14 protein-coding genes are annotated in these 17,350 nt (G+C 59.0%); 7 read left to right on the top strand and 7 right to left on the bottom strand.

The features are described from left to right. Positions 1-8 precede the first annotated feature (8 nt). Both IT895_RS14035 and IT895_RS14040 read right to left on the bottom strand, forming a co-directional pair. Positions 9-1,460 (bottom strand): di-heme oxidoreductase family protein, encoded by a 1,452-nt coding sequence (locus IT895_RS14035; RefSeq protein ID WP_199283834.1) that lies wholly within the window; start codon positions 1,458-1,460, stop codon positions 9-11. Positions 1,461-1,553: 93 nt separating this feature from the next. Further along, positions 1,554-2,849: an imelysin family protein gene (locus IT895_RS14040; protein ID WP_199283835.1), complete on the bottom strand. Its 1,296-nt coding sequence runs from the start codon at positions 2,847-2,849 to the stop codon at positions 1,554-1,556. Between the two features lie 195 nt (positions 2,850-3,044). On the opposite strand from IT895_RS14040, the gene IT895_RS14045 reads away from it, so the two are divergent. Continuing rightward, the gene (locus tag IT895_RS14045; RefSeq protein WP_199283836.1) at positions 3,045-3,914 is read left to right on the top strand and encodes a LysR family transcriptional regulator ArgP; all 870 of its coding nucleotides are present in this window, start codon (positions 3,045-3,047) and stop codon (positions 3,912-3,914) included. A 287-nt stretch (positions 3,915-4,201) separates the two neighbouring features. Beyond that, positions 4,202-5,998, top strand: a complete 1,797-nt coding sequence (locus tag IT895_RS14050) for a sensor domain-containing diguanylate cyclase (protein WP_199283837.1) — start codon at positions 4,202-4,204, stop codon at positions 5,996-5,998. Positions 5,999-6,002: 4 nt separating this feature from the next. Here the strand turns inward: IT895_RS14050 and IT895_RS14055 are convergent, their stop codons facing one another. Further along, positions 6,003-6,560, bottom strand: a complete 558-nt coding sequence (locus IT895_RS14055) for a cytochrome b (protein ID WP_066319680.1) — start codon at positions 6,558-6,560, stop codon at positions 6,003-6,005. Positions 6,561-6,665: 105 nt separating this feature from the next. Further along, a complete protein-coding gene (locus IT895_RS14060; protein WP_199283838.1) occupies positions 6,666-7,544 on the bottom strand; it encodes a LysR substrate-binding domain-containing protein in 879 nt (292 codons plus the stop codon). Between the two features lie 104 nt (positions 7,545-7,648). On the opposite strand from IT895_RS14060, the gene IT895_RS14065 reads away from it, so the two are divergent. Then, positions 7,649-8,527: a DMT family transporter gene (locus IT895_RS14065; protein WP_199283839.1), complete on the top strand. Its 879-nt coding sequence runs from the start codon at positions 7,649-7,651 to the stop codon at positions 8,525-8,527. 17 nt (positions 8,528-8,544) lie between these two features. Here the strand turns inward: IT895_RS14065 and IT895_RS14070 are convergent, their stop codons facing one another. Next, positions 8,545-9,660, bottom strand: coding sequence for a hypothetical protein (locus IT895_RS14070; protein WP_199283840.1), 1,116 nt, complete (start codon positions 9,658-9,660; stop codon positions 8,545-8,547). Between the two features lie 314 nt (positions 9,661-9,974). On the opposite strand from IT895_RS14070, the gene IT895_RS14075 reads away from it, so the two are divergent. The 3 genes from IT895_RS14075 to IT895_RS14085 all read left to right on the top strand — a co-directional run bounded on the left by IT895_RS14075 (position 9,975) and on the right by IT895_RS14085 (position 14,298). Continuing rightward, on the top strand, positions 9,975-10,361 hold the full coding sequence (locus IT895_RS14075) for a septal ring lytic transglycosylase RlpA family protein (RefSeq protein ID WP_199283841.1): 387 nt from the start codon (positions 9,975-9,977) through the stop codon (positions 10,359-10,361). 191 nt (positions 10,362-10,552) lie between these two features. Then, positions 10,553-11,554, top strand: a complete 1,002-nt coding sequence (locus tag IT895_RS14080; protein ID WP_085918246.1) for an NADP-dependent oxidoreductase — start codon at positions 10,553-10,555, stop codon at positions 11,552-11,554. 221 nt (positions 11,555-11,775) lie between these two features. Further along, a complete protein-coding gene (locus IT895_RS14085; RefSeq protein WP_199283842.1) occupies positions 11,776-14,298 on the top strand; it encodes a glucose/quinate/shikimate family membrane-bound PQQ-dependent dehydrogenase in 2,523 nt (840 codons plus the stop codon). 77 nt (positions 14,299-14,375) lie between these two features. Here the strand turns inward: IT895_RS14085 and IT895_RS14090 are convergent, their stop codons facing one another. Next, positions 14,376-16,415, bottom strand: a complete 2,040-nt coding sequence (locus IT895_RS14090; protein ID WP_442786522.1) for a TonB-dependent receptor family protein — start codon at positions 16,413-16,415, stop codon at positions 14,376-14,378. A gap of 213 nt (positions 16,416-16,628) precedes the next feature. On the opposite strand from IT895_RS14090, the gene IT895_RS14095 reads away from it, so the two are divergent. After that, positions 16,629-16,802, top strand: a complete 174-nt coding sequence (locus tag IT895_RS14095; RefSeq protein WP_066319665.1) for a YqaE/Pmp3 family membrane protein — start codon at positions 16,629-16,631, stop codon at positions 16,800-16,802. Between the two features lie 56 nt (positions 16,803-16,858). On the opposite strand, the gene IT895_RS14100 is transcribed toward IT895_RS14095, so the two are convergent. Next, positions 16,859-17,341 (bottom strand): nucleoside deaminase, encoded by a 483-nt coding sequence (locus IT895_RS14100; protein WP_199283844.1) that lies wholly within the window; start codon positions 17,339-17,341, stop codon positions 16,859-16,861. Positions 17,342-17,350: the final 9 nt, after the last annotated feature.

A 17,350-nucleotide genomic window follows, 5' to 3' on the forward strand; every position in this document is an offset into this window, starting at 1 on the left:
AACGCCCTTTACAGGGATTCAAGAAAACGAATGAGCTCAGCGCGCTGGTCTTCGGGCAGCTCAAGGTAGCCCTCGGTGGCCTCGTCAGCTTCGCCCCCGTGCCAGAGAATCGCTTCTTCCAGGGTGCGGGCGCGGCCATCGTGAAGAAATCCCGCCCTGGGATTGACCGTTTGCGCCAGCCCGATGCCCCAAAGCGGCGGGGTGCGCCACTCGCGGCCATCGGCCTTGAACTCGCTGCGCTTGTCCGCCAGGGCATCGCCCATGTCGTGGAGCAACAGGTCGCTATAGGGCCATATTATCTGATCCGCCAGCGCCGGGCGTGGCGCGTCCGCCGCGGTGCGATGACGGGGCGTGTGGCAGCTGGCGCAGCCCAGGGCATTGAAGCGTTCGGCCCCTCGCTGAACCGCCGGGTCGTCCATGTTGCGGCGCATCGGCACCGCCAGGCTGGAAGCGTAGAAGGTCACGAAGTCGGCCACGTCGTCGCTGACTTCGGGGTTACCGCCGTTAGGGAAGTTATCGCAGCCCTGGCTTGGCATGCAGTCGGTTTGCGGTACCAGACTGGACGTCAGCCCCATATCGCCAGCAAAGGCGTGCATGCCCTGCTGTTCGATGCTGGGCTCACCGGCTTTCCAGCCGAAACGCCCCATAACGGTGCTGCCTGTACGCAGATCCCAGACCTGATTGGCGCGACCGGAAATACCGTCGCCATCGGCGTCGTCAGGGTCGGCGGCGGCCAGCAGATCGGCTTCGGGAATCGCCGCCAGCAGCCCCAGCCCAATCATCGGAGGCGCCAGCCGGGGCGAGGTCTGCAGATCCTCGGGCAGCTCGCCGTAGGCGGGCTCGGCAATCGAGTAGACCGGTTCCTGCAGGGTAACGCTGGTGCCATCGGCAAACGTCACTTCCCGAGGGCGATAGTCGATCAGCATCTTGGCCTCCGGTTCGGCACCGCTGATGGCCGCCGTTTGTAGCTGCAGGCCATAGTTGGGCACGGGGAGCGCGCCGCGCTGTTCCAGAACCTCGGGTTCTGCTTGCTGCGCAGGCAGCGAAAGGCGCAGAAAAAGCGCAATGGGACTCTCGTCCCCTGTCGGTGGATGCCCCCGACCATCTTTTATATGGCAGCCCTGGCAGCTATTGGTATTGAAGAGCGGGCCCAGGCCATCACGGGCCTCGGTACTGGCGGGGGCCGCCACCCAGGGGTTGCGGAAGAAGCTATTGCCGACGCTGAAATCCAGCCGCTTGGTCATGGACATGTTGCCCAGCGGCAGCGAGTAGGCATTGTGGTCGAACTGTTCCACCGACCCGTCGCCACCGCTCATGGGTGTCGTTTGAACAGGGTACGCTTGGGTAGGCGATTCAGCGGCCTGCAAGGGCGCTACCAGCAGGGCCAGGATGGCGCTACTGCGGGTAAATGCGCTGGGCAGCCGCTTGGCGAGGATCATAAACCGGGGTAAGCGGTACATGGTGATACCTTGAAAGGGATGATGCGGTATACAAAGCAACAGAGCCGCTCGACAGTCATACTATCGGCGGCTCAGGATTGACGCTAGCCCGGTCTAGAACTGGTGACCAGCGTCATCGGGCTGAAGCGAGGTAACGCCCAGCTCACCGGCAGCCTGCTCGATGGATCCCGTTTGCGCCACCAGGGTGAGTATCGCGTCGTTGATCAATTCGCTGCCCTGCTCGTTACCAGGGGCAATCATCATATCGAAGGCCATTGGCGAGCTTTCCGCTTCCGCCGCCTGCTTGATCGCATCAAGGCGCGCCATCGTGGCGTCGAGCTGCTGACGAAGATCGTCGGCCAACTCGCTGTCTTCCTGCGCCAGCAGGTCTTCGAGGGACGGCCCCTCGACCACGCTGCCGTCAAGGCGCTGATAGGTACCGGTGTAGATATTCTGAATACCCTGACCGTTGTAGTAGTGGGAGTTGTGGGTATTGTCACTGAAGCAGTCGTGCTCATCTTCAAAAGAGTTGGCTTCCAGCGCCACCTTCAAGCGCTCACCCGCCAGTTCTCCCAGGGACAGCGACCCCATGCCGAACAGCATGCGCCGCAGGCCTTCCTGATCGCTCTCCGCCAGCAGTTCCTGGCGATAGTTGTCGTCGCTGTCCGGCGCCCACTGGGCCACCATCCACTCAAGATCGTCGACCAGCAGATCGGATACCGCGTCCAGATAGTCCCGGCGGCGGTCGCAGTGACCATGGGTGCAGTCGTCGCCGGTTTGATAATCGCTCACCGGGCGCTCGCCGTTGCCTGCCTCAAAGCCGTGCAGATCCTGGCCCCAGAGCAGAAACTCGATGGCGTGGTAGCCGCTGGCAACGTTGGCTTCCGAACCGCCGATTTCATTCAGGTCGGCGAGGAGTTCCGGGGTGATCTCGCTGACGTCCAGGCTTTCGCCACCCACATTGATTTGCTCGTTGGCAATGATATTGGCGGTGGCGCCTTCGTTACCCAGTTCGTGCTGGTAGTCATCGCCTTCGACGTAATCGATCATGCCCTCATCGAGAGGCCAGGCATTCAACTGCCCTTCCCAATCGTCCACGACGGCATTGCCGAAACGAAACACTTCACTCTGCTGATAGGGAATACGCGCTTGCAGCCAGGCTTGCTTGGCGGCCTTCAGGTTTTCGGCGGTGGGGTTGGCAAGCAATTCGTCGATACGCTCGTTCAACACCTCGGCGGCGTTGAGCGCATCGGCGTAATTGGCATGCGCCAGGTCGGCGTAGTGAGTCACCACCGCATCGGCGCTAACGGTATCGTCAGCGGCGGTGTCGGCAAAAACCGAGGCAAAAGGCATCAGCGCGCTAAGCGCAACGATGCCTGCAAGAGGGCGACGGGGCATGGTGGCGGGCATGACAGTATCCTTTTAGGTTAAGATCTTACAGAAACGGCTAAAGTAAAATGCTAGGGTTGTTATTGAGCCTCAAAATGAAATGTAATCCATTGGCCCATGGGATTCAATCTTATTTGGTGCCCTATAACGCGTATTGCTGGATACAATCGCCATTGTTTGCCCTGCGTCATTGTCTGCTGCCCCGGGAACATCACTATGCTCGATTACAAACTGCTCCATGCCCTGGCAACCGTGGTGGAATGCGGCGGTTTTGAGCGCGCAGGGGACGTGCTGGGGCTATCGCAGTCGGCCGTCTCCCAACGTTTGAAAGCCCTGGAAGTGCGGTTAGGGCAGCCCGTGTTGATCCGCCACCCACACCTGGCGCCGACCCCGGCAGGCCAGCGGCTGTTAACCCATTACCAGCAGGTACAGCTGTTAGAACGCGACCTGCGCGGTTCATTGCCCACGCTGGATGATCCCGCTCCGCGTCTGCGCATTGCGATTAACGCGGATAGCGTCGTGACCTGGTGGGCCGAGGCGATTGCCGACATCTGCCAGGCTGAGGGGCTTTTGCTGGATCTTGTTATCGAGGATCAGGACGTCGGCCTCAAACGTTTGCGCGATGGCGATGTCGCGGCCTGCCTGTGCGCCACACCGCAGCCGATTGCCGGGGCACGCAGTCTGGCGCTGGGCGAAATGCACTACCATCCGCTCGCCTCACCCGCCTATGTGGAGCGGCACTTCCCTGACGGCCCCAACGATGACGCTTTTCAACAGGCCCCGGCCATCGTCTTCGGCCCCCATGATCAACTGCAGCACCAATTTCTCGCCCAGTGCGGCTACCATGGCCGCTTTCCCTACCACTTATGTCCCTCTTCGGAGGGGTTTATTCGCCTGGCTGCGGCTGGCATTGGCTATGGCATGATGCCCCAGCTACAAACCCATGCACTGATCGAAAGCGGCCAGCTGGTCAGCATTGCGCCAGGGCAAACACTCAGCGTTCCACTCCATTGGCACTACTGGCGACATAGCGGCAACCTGGTGCAGCGCCTCACCGACCGACTTTCGCAAGTCGCGTTGACCTAGATCATTCATTTTTCCTATGCCACCACAAAACCGTTCTACAATGGCGTTAGCACATCCGAGTTCGGCAGTCCCACGGTGAAAGGCTGAATTATCGTTGACGCAATCCATGTCATCAAAACGACGTAACGGCCATAGTATCTTAAGCTTTCTTTGTACTTGTATTTACAGCGTTGTACTGACGCCATACATAGAGGTTTGGCGATAACGAAGACAATACCCCGGCATTAGTAACAGCTTAAAGGGACATCAGCGCGGGGAGCAGAAGAACATAACCAAAGCGACCTCTTATGTATTCATGTTTTTTGCACCGCAAGGTTTGCGTGGGCTTGCTGCTGCTGATCTGGATAACCTGCTGGCAACCAGCTGTCGCCTCGCTGGCCACCTCTCCTGATCAGTCTCGCTATTCACTTACCGACCCCACCCAGTTCTGGCAGAGTAATGAGTCTCTTACGCTCAACGAGCTGCTTGAACGCGACCCACCGTTCACTCAGGTTCAGCACAAAAGCGACTTGAATTTTGGCTATACACCCAACGAAGTATGGCTGCGCACCCAGGTCGAAAACCCAACGGAGCATTCCCAGCATTGGATCGTTGAGTTTGAATACCCCTTTCTGGATCGCGTCACGCTGCATGTAATGCGAGAGCATTATAATGAACAAAAAATAAGCGGCAGCGCCGTGCCCATAGAGCAACGAGAACTTGCCCATCGTCAGGCGGTATTTCCGTTAAATCTGGCACCGGGCGAAACGGTTACCCTATACGCCAAGGTCAATGCGGCGGGCAGCAAGATGCTGAACTATAACCTGCTCTCCGAGCAGGCGTTCTTCCAGCAGAATGATCGGCATAACTTCTGGCTCGCGACCTACTTCGGCATATTGCTGGGCCTGGGTCTTTATAACCTGTTGTTATTCTTCGGTCTCAAAGAGCGCGTATTTTTATATTATTCGCTGTTTACGCTGGGCTTTACCATCGCGATTTTAACCTTCAACGGCATCGGCACCCTGATGTTCTGGAGCTTCCTGGGCGAAAACACGTCACGGTTGGTCGCAATCGGCTTCATCTTTGCCTCTACCATGGGTACGTTTTTTGCCCAAAGCTTTCTTGAAACGAAAAGATTCACGCCCCGCTGGCATCGCCTGTTGAGCTATTTCCGCGTCTACTGCTTGCTCGCACTCGTGGCAACTGTGCTGTTACCTATTCAACCGGCCCTGCGCTTGATGGACGTGACCGGATTCATGGCCGCGCTGACGATCCTGATATGCGGGGTTTACTGCGTCACGCAACACGTGCCCAGCGCGCGGATATTTGTCTTGGCGTGGTCATTGTTTCTGGTTGGCGCCTGCGTGTTTGCGCTGCGCAATCTCGGCATTTTGCCGGCCAATTTTATTACTCTGCACGGCATTCAGATTGGCTCGGCGATGGAAATGCTCTTGTTATCATTTGCGCTGGCGGCTCGATTCAACAAGCTGAAGCGACAAAAAGAACGCGCTCAGAACGACATGCTGACGACGCTGAAACGCCAGGAAGCGATTCTGGAACAAAAGGTTGCCGACCGCACAAAAGCGCTCGAGCATCTCGCCACTCGCGACATGCTGACCGGGCTATTGAACCGTAAAGGCCTCACCGACTGCGCCGAAAAGGCCCTCCAGCGCAGTCAGCATATCGGGCAACCCGTGGCGCTTTTCATGCTCGACCTGGATCGTTTCAAGCCCATTAACGATCAATATGGGCATGAAGCCGGGGATTTTGTGCTGCAGCAAGTCGCCAGGCGTATCGAACACCTGGCCCGTGCGCATGACCGCTGCGCCCGTTTTGGCGGGGACGAGTTCATTCTGTTGATTGAGGGCATTGACGACGTCACCGTCCTCAACGACATCCGTCAACGCCTCAATGCCGCCATACGCAAGCCCATCAAACTCCCTTGTGGTGAGCTGGTCAGCATTGACGTCAGCATCGGCATGAGCATCAGCCAAGGTGATCACTATTGCCTGAAGAAACTTATCTACGAAGCCGATGGAAAAATGTACGACGTTAAAGCCAGCCGAGCCGACAGTGGTGCTCGCTATTATTCAGCAAAGCCATAAGGCGTTAGTCAAACAGGCTCATCCGCGTCATCACGTTGTCGCGCTTGATGCGCCAGTGATAAAGCGCGCCCAATACATGCAGGGTTACCAGCACCACAATGGCCCAGCCGAGCCAACCATGCCAGGTAAAGAGCCGCTCGGAAAGCGCCGGACGTTCGCCAATCAGCCCTGGCAGATGCCAATGAAAGAACTCTACCGGGAAACCGCCGCTGGCCGTTGCCGCCCAGCCCAATAGCGGCATCACGACCAAGGCCGCATAGAGCAAATGATGCACGCTGGTGCTGACGATGCGCTCGAAGGCGTTCAAGGGCGGGTCGTGGTCGGGTACCACGAACGCGATCCGGGTGATGATACGCAGGGTCATCAGCAGCAGTATGGTCACGCCCAGCGTTTTATGACTGGTGTAAAGCAGGTTGGTAACCCCCGTACCGACCAGCTCTACCGTCCGTTCAAAACCCAGAAAACCCAGCGTCAAACCGCTCGCCAGCGAGAGTAGCGCTGCCCCCGCGACTAGCCAGTGGAGTACCCGGTGCGGGTAAATATAGTGGTCTAACTCGTGCATGCTGTACTCCTTACAACCGCCCAGAATTCGCTTAGTTGCGCTTAGTTTAGCGAGTTCTGGGCAACTTCGCTGATAAAGCCGACTTGTCACCGTCAACGCTTGCCGTCAGGGCGCCCAGGCATCAACCGGTGCGGCCAATTGCTCCCGAATCAGTTCGCCCAGCCGACGTGCGGGTTCCGAGGGGCGATGCGGTGCGCGATGGAGGGCCAGTTCAATCATCGGCAGCGACGGCATGCCACTGGCCTCGTCGAGTGGCCTTAACAGCGGCGTCAGCATGCTCCGCGTCACCACCACTACCGCCAGCCCGGCCGTCACGATAGGCGCCAGCCCTGCCATGGATTGACTGGTATAGGCGACGCGCCAGTCACGTCCGGCGTTTTTCAGCGCCTGTTCGGCTATCTCACGAAACACATCCGCACCGGGTGAATACAGTGCCAGTGGCAGCGGGTCGGTTAACGATGGCTGCTGGTTAACGCCTACCGCCCATATCAAAGGCTCGCGCCGAATGATCTCGCCGCCTGGCGAATTACGCTGCCGGGTCACCAGCGCCAGATCCAGCTCGGCACGTTTTACGCGTTCCACCAGGTCGCCACTGGTACCGCACCTGACCTGAAGCCCCACGCCTGGGTATAACTGGTGAAAGTAGGCAAACACGGAAGGCAATAGCGATGCATAGTCTTCGGGGATGCCCAGGGTCAGCTCACCGCCCACCTGGCGCGCCTGCATGTCACTCCAGGCTTCGTCGTTAAGTATCAACAAGCGGCGGGCGTGGTTAAGCAACCGCTCGCCATCCGGGGTAAAGCGAAGTTTGCGCCCTTCGCGCTCGTGAAGGGTCAGCGCCAGTTGGGTTTCCAGACGCTGAAGCTGCATGCTGACGGTCGACTGGGTATAGGCCAGGCGCTTTGCGGCCGCCGTCACGCTGCCGGTGTCGGCGATTGCCACTAGCGTGCGGAGTAATGTCAGATCCAGCGTCGGCGCCCTCATACATCATATTCCTTGATAAAAATGATCAAAAAAGATCGATTTTGTGATGTGTTGGCAATGAGTATGCTGTGCAGGTCATTTCAAGGCAAGTCAGGAGACCGCTCATGCATCCCGTCAATCCACTCGCTGTGTTTCCACGTAGCTACAGTGTTGGCGCGGCGCTGGTGGCCGTGGTGCTCTGGAGTGCCGCCCCGCTTCTGGCCGATTATGCCCGCGCCACGCCGCCCCTCCAGCTCACGGCACTAACGCTGTTAGCGGGCGCATTGGCAACGCTTCCGTTAAGTCGACGGGTTAACGTTGCCAGCTGTGGCCACACCTGGCAGCTAAGCATTTGGCTGGGTATTCCGCTGCTGATCATTGGTGCCGTCAGCACGTATTTTATCGGCATGCGGCTGGCCCCCGCGGCTGAAGCGGCATTGATCACCTATACCTGGCCGGTGCTGTTCGTGCTGCTCAGCCAGTGGAGCCGGTTGGGTCGTTTGCGGATGGGCGGATTGGTCGGTGCGCTGATTGCCTTTTCCGGTGCGGCCCTGCTGCTGATCCCGCAGGCGTCTGGGGGCGGGGGCGACACTGCGCTAACCGGTTATGCGCTGGCGCTTCTAGCCGCCTGCTGCTGGGCACTCTATTCCTGGCTTAGCCAAGTAGCACCGGTGCCGCTAACGCCGTTGCTGCCGCGTTTATTGCTGATTGCCTGTGCGATAGCCGCGGCCGCAAGTGCGCTACTCGAAGGGCAGATTGCCTTACCCAGCAGTGAAGCGGTGCTGACTGGCATGGCGCTGGGCCTTGGCCCTTACGGCATCGCCATGGTGGCCTGGGATAAAGCGCTTCGCTGGGGGCATACCAGCCTGGTGGGCAGCCTCGCCTATGGTGTCCCCATTCTGGCAGCGCTGCTGTTGGTATTGGCCGGTATGAGCACGCTGGACTGGCGCCTGCCGGTGGCTGGCGCCCTGGTGGTCGTGGGCTGTCTGAAAGCTGGTCGTTGATGCAAGGCACATCCCGCTTACAGCTGAGGCTCTCCCTCGCTTGGCTCAACGCGAGTACTAAGCTCAAATAGACCGCTGGCGGTATGACTGTAGCCCCGGGCGGTGACCGTGTAGGTACCGGGTAGCAGCTGTTCGGTGATTCGCGAGTCCGTGCCACCTGCGCCGTCATCATCGCTTAACGCAACGCCGTTGCCCTCAAGCTCAAGATACGTATCGAAATCGCTGGAACGCATGTCGAGCGTGACGCTGGATGTCTCGTCTAGGGTGAGCTCATAGGTCAACGACTCACCGCTGTACCAGCCATTGAGCGACTCGCCCGGGGTCAACTCACCCGCATTACGCAGTTGGGTATCGCTGGGCAACTCACGGGGCATCAGCGCCAGGGTAAAGACACCTTCGCCGTCGCCGTAGGCCGAACGTGCTGTCACTTGGTATTCGCCGGGCGCCAGAAAATCGGCGATACGCGCATTCAGATTACCCGCGCTGTCGTCATCCTCGCGGTAGTAGCCATTGGGTCCTTCCAGCACCAGGTAGGCGTCGAATTCATCGGAACGCATGTCAATGTCGTACATGCCCGCCTCTTCAATCGTGAACGTATAGTCACGCTCATCGCTCTGAAGCCAGCTATCCAGCGGCGTATCCAACGCCAGGGTGTCCGTATCGCTGAGCTCAAGGCGACGGCTTTCAAGGGTGAAAGGGCCGTAGCTTTGGGCGTCTGCACCACTGACCACCAGCATGTAGTCGCCGCTTTGCTCGATGCGCTGGCGCAATACCTCGGCGCTACCCAGCAGTTGAAGCTGGTCATCATAGAGCGCCACCACGCCTTGGAGAGCTCCCGCAAGCGATACCTCTACCAAATCGTCTTCATCCAGCGCGATGACATAGCGCTCGAAACGGCTGCCATCATTGCCGTTGAGCGCACTTTCAGAGGTCACCTCCCCTCTCAAGCGCTCCCCCAGGGTAACGCGCTCAAGACCTGCCAAACGACTCGACTCAGCAGTGTCCTGGTCGGTTTGAGAATCGGGTGTTAGCTCAGACGGTATATTGAGCGTAATGGCCTGTGCCGCCAAAAAGCCGATAACACCGCCGCCAACGGCGACAAGCAGATAACCAAGCGGAGAAGATTTAGCCATGAGCAATCCTTGATCTTGTGGCAGATAGATATCGTCGGGTTCAAACCGGCATTATAAGCGCATAATCGCCGCCATTGGGTTGGCAGCCTCATCCGGTTTCGCTTTTTTACAGCCTCGGTGTTAACAACGGCCCGGGATAAGCCGCTGAATTAAAAGGCGCCAGATATTATACACAAGAGAGGCCAACATGAGGCCAATGGCGCCGATCGTCTAAAAGCTTGCTCAGAGTACGACCCAGCGTTACTATCAAATAGCCAGATTGGCACCTCATCGATGAATGCGAAACCCGCGACACGACACACTGAGGTACTCCTATGGGAGCTATCAAACACACGTTATTGAGTTTTTGCTTTGCCATAGCCGTATTCACCACGGCAGTGAATAGCGCTCTGGCACACGGGACACCAGCCGATACACAGCGCGGCGTTGCGTCCTTCTACAGCGACCGCTTTCAAGGCGCAACCACTGCCAGTGGTGATGCCTTTGATCAACAGGCACTGACCGCCGCGCACCCAAGCCTTCCCTTTGGAAGCAAGGTGCTGGTAAAGCGCCCGGATACCGGACAAGAAGTCGAAGTCCTGATCAATGACCGCGGTCCTTACGTGCAAGGGCGTATCATTGACCTGTCCAAAAGCGCAGCGCGTGAACTGGGCATGCTGAAGCGTGGCGTTGCACCGGTTATGGTGACGCTGCTGAACTAGCAACACCTAACCACGACCTACTGCATTCGCATCAACGGGCGCTCAAGCGCCCGTTGTTTTTTTGTGCGTCCTTTGCCAGGATTCGCGACGAAACTATCAAGCACGCTAACGGTCTCTGGATAACACGGAACGTTATTCAAAACACCACTGTCACGAACACCGCTGTTAAAAACATCGTCGCTGGAGGCAACATGCAGTCTCGCTTTTTTACGCTAAGCCGTTATCCGGAAGGCCGCCCCGAACGCGAACTTTTTCAACTGGAAACCCAAACGCTCCCGGATCTCGCTCCCGGCGACGTCCGCATACGCAACCATTGGCTTTCAGTAGATCCCTATATGCGTGGCCGCATGACCGGCCTGCACACCTATGTCCCCCCGTTTGAGCTGGGCAAGCCCATGGAAGGCGGCGCTGTTGGCGAAGTCATTGCCTCGCGCGACGAGCGCCTTAAAGAAGGCGACCTGGTCGGCCATATGGGCGGCTGGCGCGATATTGCACAGATTTCCTCTGAGGGTGTTCAAGTGCTGCCGGATTTTGGGGTGGCCGAACAGGCCTACCTGGGCGTGCTGGGAATGCCGGGCATGACCGCCTGGACTGGACTCAACCGGATAGCCAACTGCCAGCCTGGCGATAACGTCCTGGTTAGTGCCGCCAGCGGGGCCGTCGGTTCACTGGCGGTCCAGTTAGCGAAAGCAAAAGGCTGCCATGTGGTAGGTATCGCGGGCGCGGCCAACAAACTGGCCTGGCTGGAATCACTGCATATCGAACCCGTAAGCTACCGCGACCGAAACGCCCAAGAGCTTGGCGATGCCATCCAGTTGGCAAGCCCCAAAGGTATTGATGTGGTGTTTGAAAACGTCGGTGGCACCTGCCTGGAAGCGGCTCTAAGCCAGTTAAACGAGGGCGCACGGATTGCGGTATGCGGCATGATTGACAGCTACAACGCCAAAACACCGGTCCCTGGCCCCAGCAATCTCGCCCAGCTTGTGGTACGCAAAGCGAGAATGCAGGGCTTCATCGTGGCGGATCATTGGCAACATTACCCGGACTTCCTCAAGGAAGTCGCTCCTCAGGTCGTCGCCGGTAAGCTCGACTATAAAGAAACCGTCAAAGAAGGGCTGGAAAACACCCCCGATGCTTTTCTGGCGCTGTTTGATGGCGGCAATACCGGCAAGATGCTGGTCAAGTTGAATTGATGCCGCACTGAACGCCTCTCACTGTTGTGTATTTAAGCCGCGCCTGGTCTTCCAGCGCGGCTTTTTCTTTTACGTGACCCTTCATATCATTGAGAAACACATAAAATCGTTAGACCATTGATGTATTGACTCTTAAAATAGTTAGCGCGTTAAGCATATGACGCCTGATGATGGTTCGAGAGGATCGCCAAGCGATCCAGAGTTCATAAAAGGGGAACTTCATGGAAGACCGCAAGCGGGCAAAATGGCCCGCTATTTTTCTTGGCCTACTGCTTATCATCGCGGGCCTCGCCCTGGCGATTGGCGGAGGGAAGTTACTTAGCCTGGGGGGCAGCGCGTATTATCTGGTAGCGGGCGTTGCCATTATCACCAGCGGGGTATTGCTCGCCCTACGCAAGGGAGCTGCTTTGTGGCTCTACGCGCTGGTTTTATTCGCCACCCTGGGATGGGCGCTGTGGGAAGTCGGCCTGGACTGGTGGCAGCTTGTTCCCCGGGTGGCCATCCCCTGTTTGATCGGCATTGTATTGCTGCTGCCGTGGTGGCGAAAATCCCTCGACTCGCGGGGCGGCAGCGTGGCGCTTGGCCTGGCCGTCATCGCTTCGATTGGTGTCGCCCTGGCCAGTCAGCTTGACGACCCGGCCACCGTTGAAGGCACCCTCGATACCCAGCGCAGCGACCACCAGGAGACCGTCAACCCGGCTCAGGTGGCCGGTGACGACTGGCCCGCCTATGGCGGCACCAACGCGGGCACGCACTACTCCAACCTTGATCAGATCACGCCGGACAACATCGGCGAACTGGAAGAAGTCTGGCGCATTCAGACCGGCGACGAGGCAGGCCCCAACGCGCCGCCGGAAATCACCAACCAGAACACACCGCTCAAGGTCAACGACAGCCTTTATATCTGCACCTCGCACAGCCGCGCGATGTCGCTGGACCCGGAAACCGGCGAGACCAACTGGTCCTTCGATCCGGAGATCAGCACCATGGGCGCAGAGAACTTCTCCGGCTGGGCGCATATGACCTGCCGCGGCCTCGCCTATTACGATGCCGGTCGCTATGCCGATAGCGACGACACCCGCGAGGCTGACACCAATAAGACGGATGGCACCCGCCAGACGCCTGAACTCTTCGATCGCGATACCTTTGATATTGACCTGGCGTTTCTACTCTTCATGAACCCAGGCAGCGACGCCGGGGATGACGTCACGCCCCGTATGCCAAGTGCCGCTGACGTGATGTGCCCGCGCAGGCTCTACCTGCCTACCGCTGATGCCCGCTTGATTGCGCTAAATGCGGATACCGGCGAGCGCTGCGCAGCGTTTGGCGATGACGGCGAAATCGACCTGACACATAATATCGGCGACTTTGATCCCGGCGGCTACTATTCCACTTCGCCCCCCACGGTAACCGAGAACCTGATTATCCTTGGCGGCCACGTCACCGATAACAGTTCCACCGATGAGCCCTCCGGCGTCATTCGCGCCTTTGACGTGCACACCGGCGAGCTTGTCTGGAACTGGGACAGCGGCAACCCCCACCACACCGAGCCGCTGGACGCCGGTGAAACCTACACCCGCAACTCGCCCAATGTCTGGGCACCGATCAGCGTCGATGAAGACCTGGGCATGGTCTATCTGCCCATGGGCAATGCCACACCCGACCAGTACGGCGCCAACCGAAGCGCCAACGACGAGACCTACAGCGCCGGGCTGGTAGCCCTCGACCTTAAGTCGGGTCAGGTCGAGTGGGTCTACCAGTTTGTCCACCACGACCTCTGGGATATGGACACACCCGCCCAGCCGGTACTGATTGACCTCGCCACCGAGAACGGCACCCAGCCAGCCGTCATTCAGCCGACCAAGCAGGGCAGCCTTTACGTGTTGAACCGCGAAACCGGCGAGCCGATTGTGCCCATCGAGGAAGTCCCGGCCCCACTGGGCGCCGTTGAAGGCGACTGGACCGCCGAGACGCAGCCGCGTTCTGACCTTAACCTGCTGCCACCGCCGCTCACTGAAAGCGACATGTGGGGTGCCACACCGTTTGACCAGATGATGTGTCGCATTCAGTTCAATTCACTACGCTACGATGGCCAGTACACGCCGCCCTCGCTTGAGGGCAGCATTGTCTACCCGGGCAATGTCGGCGTGATGAACTGGGGCGGTGTCGCGGTTGACCCCGAACGCCAGGCGCTGTTCACCGGCGCCAAGTACCTGGCCTTTGTCTCGACGCTGGTTCCCCGTGAAGAGGTCGAAGAGGGCCAGGGCTCGGCCAGCGAACAGGGGCTGCAGGTCAATGCCGGTGCGCCCTACGCCGTCAAACTGGGGCCGCTACTGTCGGTGCTCGGCCTGCCCTGCCAAGCGCCCTCCTGGGGTGATGTGGCAGGTATCGACCTGCAGGAAGCCGAAATAGCCTGGAAGCATCGTAATGGCACCACCCGGGACAGCATGCCCTTCGACCTGCCGATTGGCTTTGAAGTAGGCGTGCCAGCCCTTGGCGGTCCGCTGACGACCGGTGGCGGGGTGTCGTTTTTGAGCGGTACGCTGGATCAGTACCTGCGCGGTTACGATATCACCACCGGTGAAGAGCTGTTCAAGGCTCGCCTGCCCGCAGGTGGCCAGGCGACACCCATGACCTACACCGGGGAAGACGGCCGCCAGTACGTGGTGGTAACGGCCGGTGGCCACGGCACCTTCGGTACCCAAATGGGTGACTACGTGATTGGCTACGCGCTACCGGAGTAATTTCGGGTATCCCTGACGAACACGGGCGGCCTCGATGACCGAGGACCGCCCGTTTTTTGTCTCACATGGCTGACGCTTTAAAAGCTGACTTCTACCCCACCGTAAACACTGCGCCCCGGCGCGGGCTCGTAATAGCGGCCGAACCCCGCGTTTAAACGCACATTGGCGTAGTGGTCTTCGTCAAGCAGGTTGCGTACGCCAACATAAGCGTTGAGTCGGGTATCGTCCCCCAGGTGCCAGCCATTGCCCGCGCGCAGGTTCAACAGCCAGTAGTCATCAACCTCTGTCTCGTTGGCGTTATCGGCCACCATGTCGCCTGTATACTGGGTTTCCAGCGTGGCAAAGCGATCATCGCGTCCTTCCCAGGTCAACTGGTTGACCCAGGTCTGCTCCGGCAAACCGGGGATACGATTGCCCCCAAAGCGCTCTGTGGGGGTAGAGAAGCGATCAAACTCGTAGCGCGCCAGCGTCAAGGCGCTATCCAGTCGCCATTGGTCGGCAAACTGCCAGCCCAGCGCCAGTTCGATACCATCGCGGTCGGTATCACCGGCGTTTTGGTAGAAAGTGCGATCCCCCTCGTCATACGGCACCAGCTCATCGCGCACGCGCACCGAAAACAGTGTCAGGTCGTAATCCAACGCCAGCGGCGCCAGATAGCCACGCGCACCCACTTCACGGTTCCAGGCTTTTTGCGGCTCAATCGCCGCATTGAAGCCGCCGCCTTGGGGGTTGGCAAACTCCGAAAACGTCGGTGTTTCAAAGGCGGTGCCGGTATTCACGTAGACCTGATGCTGGGGGCGGTAGCGATAACTCAGCCCCGCCGAGCCGCTCCACTCATTAAAGCGGCGGTCGCCGCTCTGGTCGCCGTCGTCCTGATAACGGTCATCCACCTCTAATTCCACCTGATCAAAGCGTGCGCCCAGGGAAAGGGTCAACTTCTCGGTCATGGCCAGGTCGCCCTGGACGAAGGCGCCGGTCGAGGTGGCCGTTTGGGTTTCTTCAGCCAACTGCTCACCGACGACGCCCTGGGGGTTCACATCCTTGCGGAAGCGCTCGTCATCCTGCCGGGCTACCTCGACGCCTGCGATATAACTCAGCGGCAGATCCCCCAAGGTCACCTCATGGTGGTACTCGGCGCTCGCCCCCAGGTAATCCCGCTGGTAGCCGATGCGGCTGTCACCGACGTACGGCAACTGCTGCTCAAAATCCCGCTGGGAGATAAACCCCTTGAGGTAGAACTCACCGGGGCCGGCGGCCATGTCTTCGTACTGTAACCCCAGCAGTTGCTGGTCCACGTTTTGTCCTGCATCCAGCGCCAGCGAATTCGGCGCGGCCTGATCACGGCCTTCTGCTACTTCATCCGCGTTCAAGGCACCGGGATCCTCTGAGCGCGGGTTGTCCAACAGGTTGACGATGGCGGTCAACGCCCGCTCGCTGCCCAGTTCCCGACGAAGCTTGGCATTCAACAGGTACTTTTCCGTCGAGCTTTGCTCCCGATAGCCATCGACATTGAGTGCCGAGAGGCTAACGTGGTGCGACCAATCGCCTTGGCTCCCCCCGGTTTGCAGGGATGTTTTACGGTAGCCATCGCTGCCTGCCTCGGCGCGCAGGCTCGAGCCGGGGTTATCGCGGCCATCGGCGGTGGTCACATCGATCACCCCGCCTGCCGCATTGCCGTAGAGCACCGACGACGGGCCGCGAATCACTTCGATGCGCTCGGCGCTGTCCAGGTCAATCGCATCGAGCTGGGCCTGACCGTCCGGCAGCGTATAAGGGATACCATCGACCATGACCGTGATGCCGCGCACGCCAAAGGGTGCGCGGGCGCCAAAGCCACGAATCGAGATGCGCTGGCCCTGGGCGAAATTATCACGGTTTTGCAAGAACACGCCGGGCACCCGCACCAGCGATTCATCCAGCCGAACGCGCTGCTGCCCCTGGGCAATGGCGTCCGATTCAAGCGTTGAGACGGCCGCGGGGGTTGCGTAAAGCTCGCGGGCCAACCGGGGCGCAGTGACCTCAACTGTCGCCAGTTCTGTGTCATTGGGCTGTGCCCAGACTGAAGGGGTTAGCAAGCAGCTTGCCAAGCAAACCGAGGTGGTGGTGAGTCTTTTCACAGGGGGTCCCTCCCGGGGCATCAAAAGAGTGTGTACAACAATGCTGCATGACTAGATGGAACGATTTCTGATGGCACGCGTCATAACCGACCGTTGGCCTCGCTAGAAGTGCTGGTGATGTCTACAGTTGAAAAAGCTCTCGTTACATTTCCGTAACCGCACTTGTGTAAAAGTGCTTGATAGAGCTATTACCCTGAAAGCAAAGGAGGCTTCATGGCGTTTACCGCGACTGACCCGATCAAGATGATATTTGCGGTCATTTTACCGCCCCTCGGCGTATTTTTTGAGGTGGGTTTTAAAGGACATTTCTGGCTTAACATCCTCTTGACGCTGTTTGGTTTCGTGCCCGGCATCATCCATGCGTTTTATGTGATATTGAAGCACTAGCTTTTCCCAGGTAACTCAAAACCGCCTGAGCATGCGCTCAGGCGGTTTTTTTATGCCTAGCGAACAGTGTCATGTCGCCGCAGATGCAAGGCGTGTACTTTTTCATCCCACCCATCGACCGGCCCTTCCACTGGAAGGCCTGGCACCACCTGTTGAATAGGCAGGGTTGCCACCGGTGGCGGTGCCACGCCTAGCTCGGCTAACCAAGCACCCAACTGCGCCGAAGAGCTGGCGTAGACGATACGCCCGAGTCCAACCCAGCCGTGAGCGGCCGCGCACATCGGGCAATGCTCGCCGGAGGTAAACACCGTGGCCTGCGCTCGCGCCTCTGGCGTCATATGCTGGGCCGCCCATCGTGCCAGGGCGAATTCGGGATGCTGGGTAGAGTCGCCGCCAGCAATCCGGTTGCGATCTTCAGCCAGCACCTCACCATCGCCACTGACAAGCACACTGCCAAAGGGCTCATCGCCAGCCTTCAGGGCTTCTTCGGCAAGCGCCACGGCGCGTGCCAGGTAGCGCTGCTCTCGCTCGTCCAACATGGGCTCTCC

Source organism: Halomonas sp. A40-4, assembly GCF_015767635.1.
GTDB classification, from domain to species: domain Bacteria; phylum Pseudomonadota; class Gammaproteobacteria; order Pseudomonadales; family Halomonadaceae; genus Vreelandella; species Vreelandella janggokensis.